Source organism: Halomonas sp. ANAO-440 (genome assembly GCF_019915905.1).
Taxonomy (GTDB): Bacteria; Pseudomonadota; Gammaproteobacteria; order Pseudomonadales; family Halomonadaceae; genus Halomonas; species Halomonas chromatireducens.
Genome location: NZ_JAHXBV010000020.1, coordinates 122,999 through 136,172, shown reverse-complemented (window position 1 = coordinate 136,172; position 13,174 = coordinate 122,999). Strand labels below are relative to the sequence as shown.

Below are 13,174 nucleotides of genomic sequence, written 5' to 3'. Positions count from 1 at the left end.
GATGACGAGGATACTCCCCATGACGACCGAGACGCTTGAGTACCAGAGCGGCTTTCGCAACCATTTCTCCACCGAGGCGCTGCCCGGCGCCCTGCCAATCGGCCAGAACTCGCCCCAGCGCTGTGCCTATGGGCTCTACGCCGAGCAGTACACCGGCTCGGCCTTCACCGCCCCGCGCCACCAGAACCTGCGCAGCTGGCTCTATCGCATCCGTCCCTCGGTGGTACAGAGCGCCTACCGCCCGCTCACCGTAGAAGGCGTGGCCACGGCACCGCTGGCCAAGCCCGCCGCCGATCCCAATCAGATGCGCTGGGACCCGTTGCCCGTGCCCGCCGAGCCCACCGATTTTGTCGACGGCCTGTTGAGCATCGCAGTCAACGGCGATGCCGGCACCCAGGCCGGCTGCGGCGTGCATGTCTACGCCTTCAACCGGGACATGACCGAGCGCTTCTTCTACAACGCCGACGGCGAGCTGCTGATCGTTCCGCAGCTGGGCACCCTGCGCCTGCGCACCGAGCTGGGCGAGCTTCAGGTCAAGGGCGGCGAGATCGCGGTGATTCCCCGCGGCATCAAGTTCCAGGTGCGCCTGGCGGAAGGCTCAGACGCCGCCCGCGGCTACATCTGCGAGAACTACGGCAGCCCGCTGGAACTGCCCGGCCTCGGCCCCATCGGCGCCAACGGCCTGGCCAACCCCCGCGACTTCCAGAGCCCCGTGGCGAGCTACGAAGATCTCGAAGGCGAGTACGAGCTGGTGGCCAAGTTCTCCGGTCGTTTCTGGGCGACCCGGCTCGACCACTCGCCGCTGGACGTGGTGGCCTGGCACGGCAACTACGCGCCCTACAAGTACGACCTGGCCCACTTCAACACCATCAACACGGTGAGCTTCGACCACCCGGACCCGTCGATCTTCACCGTGCTGACCTCGGCCTCCGACACCCCGGGAATGGCCAACCTGGACTTCGTGATCTTCCCGCCGCGCTGGATGGTGGCCGAGAACACCTTCCGCCCGCCCTACTTCCATCGCAACCTGATGAGCGAGTTCATGGGCCTGATCCACGGCGAGTACGACGCCAAGGCCGAGGGCTTCCTGCCCGGCGGCGCCAGCCTGCACAACTGCATGTCGCCCCACGGCCCCGACGCCGATACCTTCGAGAAGGCATCGAACGCCGAGCTTGCGCCCCAGCATCAGGGCGATACCCTGGCCTTCATGTTCGAGAGCCGCTACGTCTACCATCCGACCGAGGCGGCACTGGATGCCGAGATCCGTCAGCGCGACTACGTCGATGTCTGGTCGACCCTGCGTTCGCACTTCGATCCGGAACAGCCTTGAGCGGATATAGACAGCCCTGAGCGCGATAAAAGCGCCCTGAGCGACAAGACGAATGAACGGACGAGGCCCACAGGGCCTCGCCTCTGACGAAAGGACCCAACGACGATGAAACTCGCTACTTTGAAGAACGGCCGCGACGGCGAACTGATCGTGGTCTCCCGCAACCTGACCCGCGCCGTGCGTGCCAGCGACATTGCCGCCACCCTGCAGCAGGCGGTGGAGAGCTGGGACAGCCTCGCTCCCAAGCTGGAGCAACGCTATGTCCAGCTCAACGACGGCCAGGCCGAGGGCGCTTTTGACCTCGACCAAAGCAAGCTGCACTCGCCGCTGCCGCGCAGCTACCACTGGGCCGACGGCTCCGCCTACCTCAACCACGTCAAGCTGGTACGCCAGGCGCGCAATGCCGAGATGCCCGAGACCTTCTGGACCGACCCGCTGATGTACCAGGGCGGCGGCGACCGCTTCCTGGCCCCGACAGAGGACATCGAGGCGGTCAGCGAGGAGCACGGCATCGACTTCGAGGGCGAGATCGCGGTGATCACCGACGACGTGCCCATGGCGGTGACCCCCGAGCAGGCCGCCGGACACATCAAGCTGGTCATGCTGGTCAACGACGTCAGCCTGCGCGGCCTGATCCCCGGCGAGCTGGCCAAGGGCTTCGGCTTCTTCCAGGCCAAGCCGGCCTCGAGCTTCTCGCCCATCGCGGTGACCCCTGACGAACTCGGCGACGCCTGGCAGGACGGCAAGGTGCACCTGCCGCTCACCGTACACTTCAACGGCGAAAAGTTCGGCGAACCGGAAGCCGGCCCCGACATGATCTTCAGCTTCCCGCAGCTGGTCGCTCACGCGGCCAAGACCCGCTACCTGGGCGCCGGCGCGGTGGTGGGCTCGGGCACCGTCTCCAACCCCGACCCCGATGGCGGCCCCGGAAAGCCGATCGCCGATGGTGGCGTGGGCTACAGCTGCCTGGCCGAGGTACGCATGGTGGAGCAGATCCTGCACGGCCAGGCCAAGACCTCCTTCATGCGCTTCGGCGACCGGGTGCGCATCGAGATGTTCGACCGCGAGGGCAAGAGCATCTTCGGCGCCATCGACCAGCAGGTGGTCAAGTACCAGCCCAAGTAAATGGCAGGGAGAGGCAACCATGACCACGCTATACGGCTATTTTCGCTCGTCGGCAGCCTACCGGGTGCGCATCGTCCTCAACCTCAAGGGCCTGGCCTTTGAGCAGGTCCCGGTCAACCTGGTGAAGGGCGAACAGCGCAGCGAGACCTTCCGTGCCCATAACCCCCAGGGGCTGGTGCCGGCGCTGGTTACCGACGACGGCACCACCCTGACCCAGTCGCTGGCGATCTGCGAGTACCTGGACGAGCTCCACCCCAGCCCCGCGCTGCTCCCGCTCGAGCCGGCTGAGCGGGCCCGTGTGCGGGCACTGGCCCAACTGGTGGCCTGCGAGATCCACCCGCTCAACAACCTGCGGGTGCTCAAGTACCTGGTCAGCGAACTGAAATTGGACGACGAGGCCAAGCTGGCCTGGTACCGCCACTGGGTGACCGGCGGCTTCGACGCCCTGGAGGCGATGCTCTCCCGGGAGGCGGGCAGCGGCGACTTCTGCCACGGCGACACCCCGACGCTCGCCGATGTCTGCCTGGTGCCACAGGTGTTCAACGCCGAGCGCTTCGAGTGCGACCTCTCCGCCTACCCGCGGATCCAGCGCATCGTCGCCAACTGCCGCGCACTCGATGCTTTCCACCAGGCCTCCCCGGAAGAGCAGCCGGACGCCGGCTGAGCAATCGCGGATCGTTTCGGCTACAATAAGCAGGCTAACGACACACGGGCGCCGCTCTATTCCGCTCAGGCCGAGCCGGGAAGGGTGGCGCCCGCTGGTCGTTGTTCGCCTCCCGAGGCGCCCTTCGAGAAGAGGTCAATGTGCTGAGGCTGACGTCCCCCGCCACGGTGGTGACCCTGGCGGCCCTGACCGCGCTGGGCCCGCTGGCAACCGACATGTACCTGCCCGCCATGCCTGCCATGGCCGCGGCGCTCGATACCGGCCCCGACCAGGTGCAGCTGACTCTGAGCCTCTACATGGCCGGCTTCGCCGCTGCACAGCTGTTCTGCGGTCCTTTCTCCGACCGTTTCGGACGCAAGCCGGTAATGATCTTCGGCTTCAGTCTGTTCCTGGTGGCGAGCCTGCTCTGCGCCTTCGCCCCCAGCATCGAATGGCTGCTGGCAGGGCGCTTCCTGCAGGCCCTGGGCGGCGCCACCGGGCCGGTGCTGGGCCGCGCCGCGGTGCGCGACATCTACGGGCCCATCGAGGCCGGGCGTATCCTCTCCTACATGGCCAGCACCATGTCGCTGGCCCCGGCGCTGGCTCCTATTGTCGGTGCCGGGCTGCTGGTGTTCTTCGGCTGGCAGTCGATCTTCGTGCTGCTGGCGTTCTATGCCGCGGCAATGCTGCCGCTGCTGATCCTGGCGCTGCCTGAAACACTGCCACCGGAACGACGCCAGTCGATCCACCCGCAAGCCATCCTGGCCAACTTTCGCAGGCTGCTCGGCCAACGCACCTTCATGGGCTATACCCTGACCAACGCGGCGGCTTTCTCGGGCCTGTTCGCCTACCTCTCGGGTTCGTCCTTCGTGTTGATCGAGTTCCTCGGCGTCTCCCCGTTCCAGTATGGACTGTTCTTCAGTTTGATCGTCGCTGGCTTTTTCGTCGGGACCCTGCTCAGCGGCCGCTATAGCCATCGTCTGGGACGCGAGCGCCTGGTCGGCCTGGCCACGCTGGTCTGCGCTGCGGGAGGGTGCCTGATGGCAGCGCTGGCGCTGTCAGGAGTGTTCGCCGCCTGGGCCGTGGTCGGCCCCCATGTGCTGTTCATGGTCGGCGTCGGCGTTCTGATGCCACAGACCATGTCGGGGGCACTGGCGCCCAATCCACACTGCGCCGGCGCGGCCTCTTCACTCTTCGGTTTTCTACAGATGACAATTGCTGCCGTGGTCGGCGGCGCAGTGGCCCAGCTGCATGACGGCACCTCGCTGACCATGGCGATCGTGGTAGCGCTGGGTGGACTGCTCGCTGTCGCCAGTTTCCTGGGGTTGGTACGGCCCGCCGAACGGGCCATGGCATTGCAGCAGACACAGGAGTTGTAGCATTGAGCAACACCTCCCCGCCTTCCCGTCTCGTCATCCTGCTGCTGGCCCTGGCCGGCTTCGCCAGCATGGCGTCGATGCGGGTCACCGATGCCATGTTGCCGGCACTGTCGTACGCCTTCGAGCGCCCGGTGGCCGACGTGGCGCAGAACATCACCTTCTTCGCCATCGCCTATGGCGTCATGCAGCTTGCCTACGGCCCTCTGGGCGACCGTCACGGCACCCTTCGGGTCATCGGCCTGGCCACGGTGGCCTGCGCACTGGGTGCACTGGGCTCGGCGCTTTCCGGGTCGCTATCGATGCTGCTGCTGTTTCGCACCCTGACCGGCGCCACCGCCGCCGCCATCATTCCACTCTCCATGGCCTGGGTGGGTGACAACGTGCCCTATGAGAGCCGCCAGGTAACCCTGGCCCACATGCTATCAGGCGCGGTAATGGGCCTGATCACCGGCCAGGTGGCGGGCGGCTTTCTTGCCGACACGCTGGGCTGGCAGGCCGCGTTCTTCCTGCTGACGCTACTCTTCCTGCTGGCCGGGGGGCTGCTGCTGACGATGCTCCATCGCCGCCCCGGCCTCTCCCCACCCAGGTCGGAACAGGGTGGGGTCGCCTTCGTGTCGCGGCTGCGCGAGATCCTGTTGATCGCCCGGGCCCGTCGCATCCTGGTGCTGGTGTTTCTCGAGGGGATTGCCGCCTTCGGCGCCCTGGCCTTCGTCGCCAGCCACCTCTATGAGCGTCTCGGGGTCTCGCTGACCCGTGCCGGGCTGATGGTGGCGCTGTTCGGGGTGGGGGGGCTGATCTTCGCCGCCCTGGCCAGGCCGCTGGTCAGGCGCCTGGGCGAACCGGGCCTGGCCGCCGGGGGCGGTGTGCTGATGGGGGTGGGCTTCGTCGGGCTGGCGATGGCCCAGCAGCCGATGGCGGCCGCAGCCGCCGCCTTCGCTGCTGGCCTGGGCTTCTACATGATGCACAGCACCCTGCAGATCAACGCCACCCAGATGGCACCCGCCGCCCGCGGCACCGCCATGGCGGTGTTCGCCGGCTGCCTGTTCCTGGGCCAGTCGGTGGGCGTCAGCCTGGGTGGGGTGATACTGCGCCTGGCCGATAGCCTGTGGCTGCTGGCCGGTGCCGGCGTATGGCTGCTGCTGTTGGGCATGGCCTTCGCCTGGCTGCTGCGTCAGTGGCGGCAAGCCAAGCCTGAATCCCCCTCAACCCCAAGATACCAATAACGCCATGCCGTCATCACACCGGAATCCAGCAGCCGAGCCTGGACGCTCAGCTCATCGCTTCCGCGTGGCAAGAAAAATACCTGCCATGATGATCAGCGCTCCACCTAGATACGTCTCGATCAGTGGAATATCACCGAAAACCAGATAGCCGGAAAGCGTCGCCCAGACGATCTGCAGATACAAGAAAGGCGATACAAGAGAAGCAGGCGCACAGCGCATGGCCAAGATAAGCATCAACTGACTGACGGCGCCTAATGCCCCAACTAACAGGAAGAGAGGGATGTGGCCGGCTGCGATAGGGGTCCAGAAGAAGGGCACGATCAGGGAGCTGGCCAAGGCGCCTGCAAGGCCTGCATAGAAGAGTGAAGCGAGAGGGTGATCATTACGGCCGAAGCGTCGCGTGGCCAACTGATAGAGGGCAAAGCAAAAAGCCATCCCGAAGGGCAGCAGGGCAGCTGGTTGAGCACGCCAGTCCAACGGGCCCACCGCGATCACTACGCCGATGAAGCCGACGACGACAGCCCCACCGCTTGCCAGAGTCACTCGCTCCTTAAGCAAGGGGATCGCCAGCAGCGTCACCAGCAGCGGTGAACTGAAGTTGATGACATACACCTGAAGCAGTGGCAGCTCACGAAAAGCCAGGAAAGCGAAGGTGCTGGCGGCGAGCAGCAACAAGCCACGCACGAGCTGCCCGGGTAACGACTCCACGGACGCCATGATGGCCCGGCAACGCGGCCAGCCGAGCATCAGAAGATAGCCGCCCAGTACCAGCATATGGCCAGCATATCGGGCCCAGACTACCTGCACGGGAGAGTAGCTCTGGGTTAGCCATTTGACCCCCGTGTCGAGCAGGGTGAACAACAAGCCAGCGCCGAGAATGAAGGCAATGCCTTTCAGTGGCCGATCGACAGTGGAGGTAGTGGCAGTGGGTGAAGGCATGTCGCGCGAGACTCTCGCTTGGAGCCGTCAAGCGTAGCAGGCTAACTAAAAGGCAGCAAATTAATCGCTTCTCCCAAGCCGATCTGCCAGATTCGCTGGCCGAGGAACCTGGGATCACCAGACGAAACGGCGAGCAGACAACGGCTACCGCACTCTGATGGCCCGACGCTGATCAGATCGTCCCGCTCGGGCTATTACGTACAGCACACCGGCCGACTCCGGCGCGTCGGTGAGGCGGTAGCCGAACTGCTGCCAAGCCCGGCCTGAGTGGTGGGTTCGGGGTGATCCGCCGACCCTGTCGGCCGCTTGCCCGAGAACATGATATCGATCAAGGCGGCGATGGATCGTGTCGACCATAGTGAAAGTTGGTCCGGCAGAGAACAGCGACTATGAGCTCACCCAAGCACCCCGCCGACGACAGCCCGTCAGCCGGTCAGGAGCCCATCAGTGACTACCTCGAGGGGCAGCGCGCCCTGCTCGAGCTCAAGTGCTGTGCGCCGAAAGCGCTGAGTGTCCTGATCCATAACCTGTCACAACCGATGAGCCGGTCCCTGGAGCAGGCGCTGGCGCGCAGCCTGGCCGCGGGCGATATCCCGGGTTTTCAGCCTACCGATACCCTGATGCCGGCGATGATGCGCGCCCTGGGGCTTGCCCGGGAGGACCTTGATCAGGACCCCATCATCCACGCCTTGCGCACCACCTGTAATTCCTGCTCGAAGGTGGGTACCTGCTGGCTGGCCCTGCGTCACCAGGCACCGCGGGAGGAGTGCCGGCGTTTCTGCCCCAATGCCGAGGCCCTCGAGGCGCGGGGAGCAGAGCCGGATAGCCGCGGCTCCGCTAACTAGCCGCAACCGCCAGCCCCCGCCGGGCTTCCTCGATCGCTTCCCTTACCAGGGCCACATCGGTTACTCGATGCGCCAGCGCCAGTGCCAGCTGGGCGAGAAACAGCCGTTCCTGCTCCTCGGGCAAGGCATCCAGAGTGGTCGCCAACGTCTCGTAGACCTGCTCCAGGTCGGCAAAAGGCAGTGTCGGTGCGGTCATGATCATTCTCCTCCCAGGGCGGTCGTGAGTGCGGCATCGAGGTCGGCGGCGTCGAGGGTTTTCCAGCGCGCCACCACATGGCGGTCGGGGCGTACCAGGTAGGCCGTGCCATCGACGGCGCCATAGGCCTCGAACACGCCGCTCTCTCTATCGGCCCGGCTATCCACCACGCTATCCACCCGGCTGCCCCCCAAGGTCTTGCTGAGCCCCTGGGCTGACGCCTCACGGCCGATGATCAGCACGTCGAGGCCAGGCTCCCAGGTTTGCAGGCTGGCCACTTGCTCCTGCCGCGCCGGCGCCAGAGAACCATCGTCGCTGAACAGCAGCAGCGTGAAGCCCCGGCCGAGATGGTCGAGCAGGAAGTCATCCTCGCCCAGGCGACGGTTGATCAGCGGCGCCCCGGGGATCGGCCCGGCGGCGAAGTCGTCGCCATCGGCCAGGGTCAGGGGGCTCTCGGCGTAGGTGTAGGGCGTGACCTGACGGGGATCGGCGAAGTCGCTGGCATAGTCGTTATCCACCGCCAGCGACAGGGCGGCATCGCGCATCAACCGATAGCCACGGGTCGGCGGCGTCATGAAGCGGGTGCTCTTGCCGGCGTTGGCGAACACGTCCAGGGTGGCGCCACGCCGCTCCGGGCTGTAGCTGTCGAGCAGCCGATCCGGTGCCCTTCCGTTCAATACCCAGGCCAGTTTCCAGGCCGCATTCGCGGCATCGGCGATACCGTTGTTGAGCCCGCGCACACCGAAGATCGGCACCAGGTGGGCGCTGTCGCCGATGAACAGCACCCGGCCGTGACGGTAGTCGTCCAGCGCCAGGGTGTAGGCCTTGTAGAGACTCCACCACTCCAGCTCCCAGTCATCGCCTTCGCCGAGCATGTCGATGATGGTGCAGACCCGCTCACGGATACTGGCCTCCTCCACCGCCTTGTCGGGGTCCTCATCCGGCAGCAGCTGGTAATCGATCCGCCAGATATCGTCGGGCTGCTTGTGCACCAGCAGGGTGGAATCGGGCATTACCGAGGGGCTGAAGAAGGCGCGCCGTTCGGTGGGAAAGTCGGAGCTCAGCCGCACGTCGGCGATCACGTAGCGCCCTTCGTAGGCCTCGCCGTGCAGTGGGAGGCCGAAGGCCTTGCGCACCACGCTGCGGGCACCGTCGGCGGCCAGCAGGTAGTCGCTCTGCAGGCGATAGTCGCCCTCGGGGGTCGCGACCTCCAGGGTCACGCCGCTGCCATCCTGGCTCACCCCGGTGACCGCCTGCTGCCAGCGCAGCTCGATCAGCGACGACGCCATCGCCTTGTCGATCAGGAACTGCTCGATGTACTGCTGCTGCAGGTTGACCATGGGCAGGAAGCGCTCCTGCTCGGAGTGGGGCATCTCGAAGCGGTAGATCTCGCGGTCGCGAAAGTAGGTACGCCCGCGGGTCCAGCCGAGCCCCTTGTCGGTGAAGCGCTTATCCACACCTAGCTGCTGGAGGATCTCCTGGCTGTGGCGGGAGATGCAGATCGCCCGGGAGCCGTCGTTGACACTCTCCTTGTCGTCGAGCACCACCGAGGCGATGCCATGGCGTGCCAGTTCCAGGGCGGCGGTCACCCCCACCGGACCGGCGCCGACGATGGCCACGCGATGACGAACCTCGCGGCCCTCCAGCTCGGCAGGACGCACGAAGGGGAAACGGGGATAATCGAAGTACAGCGAATCGTGTTCGTCTCTTCCGGCGGGGCGCATGCTCACTCTCCTGTCAGGGTTATTATCGAGCCTGACGACAGCCTATCCTGAAGCAGACAGGGGCACTGTCCTGCAAAAGAGGGGACAGGAAATAACCATGATCGAGGCCAGCATGGCAGATAAGCGCGAAGACAGGCACGCATCCAGCTGGCCATCGCTGGTTCCGGCGATGGCCGCCTGCGTCGATGCCATGGGCAGCGAAGGCTTCGATGAGGCCCTGCTCGACCTGCTGCGCCGGGCGGTGCGTATCGAGCAGTGCATGATCTTCGCCTATGACAGCAGCGACGAGATCGACTGCCTGCTGGCCGCCAACGAGCGCCAGCCTCGGGTCGCCGGCCGCCTGGCCCAGCTCTACGCCGACGGCCTGTTCCGCCAGGACCCCAACTACCAGCGCTTGCGGCAGCTGATCGATGATAAAGGCAAGCTCGCCGCCGCCGAGCTGACGACGATGCAGCCCGAGGCCATGCCGCCGGCCTATCAGAGCCATCTATTCGCCTTTCCCGACCTGGTCGACAAGGTCTCCTTGACCATCCCGGGGCAGGACAGCATCTACTATCTCAACCTCTACTGTGGCGTGACGGCGGGTCCCTTCACCGAGGATGACCTGGCCTGCCTGGACGGCCTTGCGCCGCTGCTGGCCAGCCTGATCCGACGACACTACGGCAGCACCCGCTCCCTCTCCCAGCGACCCAGCGCCCAGGAAACCGCCGTGCTGACTCCTCTCTCCGAGCGGGAACGCCAGCTCTGCCTCTATCTGCTGCGTGGCCACACCCTCAAAACCGCCGCCGCCGAACTCGATATCGCGCTGTCCACCGCCGAGACCTACCGCAAGCGCGCCTACGCCAAGCTCGGCGTGCCTTCCAAGGCGCGGCTGGTGGCGCTGTGTCGGCCGAGTTGAGCGGGCCTGGCTCAGCTCAGTATCCGCAGGCACTGCCCCGTGTGGTAGAGCGTGAAGCCCCCCTCATAGCCTGCGCTTCGAAGCGACCTGGCACGTATCGGCTGGGGGGCTCGGATCGGCAGAGGCAACAGGGCGTCATCGCCCGAGATCAGGTACCTGGCAAAGCCCTTGCCCACCACGGTGCCGGTGGTGATGCCGCGGCCGTTGTAGCCCGAAACCCCCAGCACGCCGGGGGCGAGTTCGAAGAGCCGCAGCGTATGGTCCGGCGTGAAGGCGATTCGTCCCGTCCAGGTACACTCCCATTCCACAGTCCCCAGCTGGGGAAAGTAGTGACGCTGAATGCGGTTGGCCCAGCAGCGCAGGAACGCCGCAGGCTTCCCCTCCCCCTTGCCCAGGCTACCGAGAATCAGCCGGCCCTCCGGGTCGCAGCGCATGCTGCTCAATACCATGCGGGTATCCCAGGCGCCCTGACGCTCGGGCAGGATGTCGCCGGCGAGTGCCGCGGGTAGCGGCCGGGAGGCGACCTGGAAGAAGTGGCCGGGAAAGAAGTGATGGCGGACTTCGTTCCAGCGATCCTCGGTGTAGGCGTTGGTGGCGAGCACCAGCCGCGGGGCCGTGACGCTGCCGCGGTCGGTGGTCACCCGCCAGTCATCCCCCGCCCTGGCGACGCCAACCACGGCGCTGTGGGTATGCAGGCGAGCGCCGGCCGCCTTGGCGGCGCGCGCCAGGCCCCGGGTATAGGCGGTGGGGTTCAGGGTGCCGGCGCGCCGGTCGAGCAGTGCCCGGCGAATGCGCCGGGTACCCACGCGCTCCCGGCAGGCGTCTGCCTCGAGTAGCTCCACGGGAGCGCCACGCCGCTGGAACTGTTCCGCGCGACGCACCAGCTCCTGCTCGCCCCTGCCATTGTGGGCCAGGTGCAGGGTGCCCGTGCGGGTCGCCTGGCAGTCGATGCCGTGTCGCTCGATCAGCGAAAAGACGTCCGCGGGGGCGGCACCCAGAATGGCGTTGGCACGCTCGCCATCCTCCTCGCCCAGCGCCGCCATGATGTCATCCGGTGGAATCCACAGCCCCGCATTGACCAGGCCGACGCTGCGTCCCGAACCACCGCTGGGGATATCCCCAGACTCGACCAGGGCCACGTCGACACCGCCCTCGGCGAGGTGCAGCGCGGTGCTGAGCCCGGTGATACCACCGCCGATGACCACCACATCGGCGCTGTGGTCGCCCTGCAGCACATCCAGGCTCAAGGGCGGTTCCAGCGAGGTGGATTGCCAGAGACAGCGCTCCTTCATGGTGCCTCCCATGCTTGGGCCGGGTGGACGCCGCCCGGGTCAGTCGAACCGGATGCCCTGGGCCAGGGGCAGCTCGCGGGAGTAGTTGACGGTGTTGGTCTGACGGCGCATGTAGCTCTTCCACACATCCGAGCCCGACTCACGACCACCGCCGGTCTCCTTCTCGCCGCCGAAGGCGCCGCCGATCTCGGCGCCGCTGGGGCCGATATTGACGTTGGCGATCCCGCAGTCGCTGCCCTGGTCGGAGACGAAGGCCTCGGCTTCGCGTACGTCGGTGGTGAAGACGCACGACGACAGGCCCTGGGGCACGCCGTTGTTCAGCGCCAGCGCCTCGTCGAAGTCGCGATAGCCCATGACGTAGAGAATCGGGGCGAAGGTCTCGTTCTTGACCAGCTCGTCCTGGCCTGGGACCTCGACGATGGCCGGGGCCACGTAGTAGCCGTTGGGGTAGGTCTCGGCCAGCTGGCGATCGCCGCCGAATACCCGGGCCCCCTGCTGACGAGCCCGATCCAGGGCGGACTGCATCTGGTCATAGGCCTGGGCGTCGATCAGCGGTCCAACGAGGTTCCCCGTCATGGGGTCGCCGATGCTGATGCCCGTATAGGCCGTCTTCACCCGCTCGAGCACCTCGTCGCGAATGGATTCATGGACGATCAGGCGGCGCAGGGTGGTGCAGCGCTGGCCGGCGGTACCCACTGCCGAGAAGAGAATCGCGCGCACCGCCATATCCAGGTCGGCGCTGGGCGCCAGTATCATGGCGTTATTGCCGCCGAGCTCCAGGATGCTGCGCCCGAAGCGGGCGGCAACCCGCGGCGCGACCTCGCGGCCCATGCGGGTACTGCCGGTGGCGCTGATCAACGGCACGCGGGGGTCGTCGGCCAGGCGCTCACCGGCCTCGCGGTCGCCGAGAATGACCTGGCTGAGATCCGCCGGGGCCTCGTCGCCGAACTCGGCCATGGCGCGCTCGAGCAGGGCCTGGCAGGCCAGGGCGCTGAGCGGGGTCTTCTCGGAGGGCTTCCACAGCAGGCTGTTGCCGCACACCAGGGCCAGGGCAGCGTTCCAGGCCCAGGGGGCGGCCGGGAAGTTGAAGGCGGTGATCAGGCCGACCGGGCCCAGCGGATGCCAGCTCTCACGCATATGGTGGCCGGGGCGCTCGGAGGCGATGGTCAAGCCGTAGAGCTGACGCGACTGACCGACCGCCAGGTCGCAGATGTCGATCATCTCCTGCACCTCGCCGAGGCCTTCCTGCAGGATCTTGCCGCACTCCAGGGTCACCAGGGTACCGAGGTCCTCCTTGTGGCAACGCAGCTGCTCGCCGAACAGGCGGACCAGCTCGCCGCGGCGGGGCGCCGGCACCCGGCTCCACTGCTCGAAGGCCTGCTGGGCTCGGGCGATACGGGACTCGACCGCGTCCGCGCCCTCGAGCGCGATGCGGCCGATCTCGGCGCCGTCGGTGGGTGAGGTGACGGGGAAGTCGCCTTGGCGGTACAGGGCCTCGGGCACACCGAGGCGCCCCATGACGGCATCGATCATTCTTCCTCCTCCTGCGACTCGTTATGAACATGATGATCGCAAGCAGT

The 13,174-nt window shown here is 66.5% G+C and carries 12 protein-coding genes; 7 read left to right on the top strand and 5 right to left on the bottom strand.

Going from position 1 to position 13,174, the window contains the following annotated elements:
- The first annotated feature begins 19 nt into the window (after positions 1–19).
- From hmgA to KZO25_RS14550, 5 genes are all read left to right on the top strand, one after another.
- On the top strand, positions 20–1,330 hold the full coding sequence (hmgA, locus tag KZO25_RS14570; protein WP_223137508.1) for a homogentisate 1,2-dioxygenase: 1,311 nt from the start codon (positions 20–22) through the stop codon (positions 1,328–1,330).
- Positions 1,331–1,435: 105 nt separating this feature from the next.
- On the top strand, positions 1,436–2,455 hold the full coding sequence (locus tag KZO25_RS14565; RefSeq protein WP_223137507.1) for a fumarylacetoacetate hydrolase family protein: 1,020 nt from the start codon (positions 1,436–1,438) through the stop codon (positions 2,453–2,455).
- Between the two features lie 19 nt (positions 2,456–2,474).
- A complete protein-coding gene (gene maiA / locus KZO25_RS14560) occupies positions 2,475–3,119 on the top strand; it encodes a maleylacetoacetate isomerase (RefSeq protein ID WP_223137506.1) in 645 nt (214 codons plus the stop codon).
- 140 nt (positions 3,120–3,259) lie between these two features.
- Positions 3,260–4,477: a multidrug effflux MFS transporter gene (locus KZO25_RS14555; protein WP_223137505.1), complete on the top strand. Its 1,218-nt coding sequence runs from the start codon at positions 3,260–3,262 to the stop codon at positions 4,475–4,477.
- Positions 4,478–4,479: 2 nt separating this feature from the next.
- Positions 4,480–5,700, top strand: coding sequence for an MFS transporter (locus KZO25_RS14550; RefSeq protein ID WP_262489035.1), 1,221 nt, complete (start codon positions 4,480–4,482; stop codon positions 5,698–5,700).
- Positions 5,701–5,751: 51 nt separating this feature from the next.
- Here KZO25_RS14550 and KZO25_RS14545 read toward each other — a convergent pair whose 3' ends face one another.
- Complete coding sequence (locus tag KZO25_RS14545; protein WP_223137504.1) at positions 5,752–6,639, bottom strand: DMT family transporter; 888 nt, start codon at positions 6,637–6,639, stop codon at positions 5,752–5,754.
- Between the two features lie 389 nt (positions 6,640–7,028).
- Here KZO25_RS14545 and KZO25_RS14540 point away from each other — a divergent pair, with 389 nt between their 5' ends.
- Positions 7,029–7,484 carry a hypothetical protein gene (locus tag KZO25_RS14540; protein ID WP_223137503.1) on the top strand — a complete coding sequence of 152 codons (456 nt, stop codon included), beginning with the start codon at positions 7,029–7,031 and terminating at the stop codon, positions 7,482–7,484.
- On the opposite strand, the gene KZO25_RS14535 is transcribed toward KZO25_RS14540, so the two are convergent.
- Positions 7,477–7,680, bottom strand: a complete 204-nt coding sequence (locus tag KZO25_RS14535) for a DUF2783 domain-containing protein (RefSeq protein ID WP_223137502.1) — start codon at positions 7,678–7,680, stop codon at positions 7,477–7,479. The genes KZO25_RS14540 and KZO25_RS14535 overlap by 8 nt on opposite strands.
- A gap of 2 nt (positions 7,681–7,682) precedes the next feature.
- Positions 7,683–9,404, bottom strand: a complete 1,722-nt coding sequence (locus tag KZO25_RS14530; protein ID WP_223137501.1) for an FAD-dependent monooxygenase — start codon at positions 9,402–9,404, stop codon at positions 7,683–7,685.
- A gap of 97 nt (positions 9,405–9,501) precedes the next feature.
- Here KZO25_RS14530 and KZO25_RS14525 point away from each other — a divergent pair, with 97 nt between their 5' ends.
- Positions 9,502–10,302, top strand: coding sequence for a helix-turn-helix transcriptional regulator (locus KZO25_RS14525; RefSeq protein WP_262489034.1), 801 nt, complete (start codon positions 9,502–9,504; stop codon positions 10,300–10,302).
- 11 nt (positions 10,303–10,313) lie between these two features.
- Here KZO25_RS14525 and KZO25_RS14520 read toward each other — a convergent pair whose 3' ends face one another.
- Both KZO25_RS14520 and KZO25_RS14515 read right to left on the bottom strand, forming a co-directional pair.
- Entirely contained in the window at positions 10,314–11,594 is a 1,281-nt protein-coding gene (locus KZO25_RS14520; protein ID WP_223137500.1) for an NAD(P)/FAD-dependent oxidoreductase, read from the bottom strand.
- A 39-nt stretch (positions 11,595–11,633) separates the two neighbouring features.
- Positions 11,634–13,127 carry an aldehyde dehydrogenase family protein gene (locus tag KZO25_RS14515; protein ID WP_223137499.1) on the bottom strand — a complete coding sequence of 498 codons (1,494 nt, stop codon included), beginning with the start codon at positions 13,125–13,127 and terminating at the stop codon, positions 11,634–11,636.
- Between the last annotated feature and the right edge of the window lie 47 nt (positions 13,128–13,174).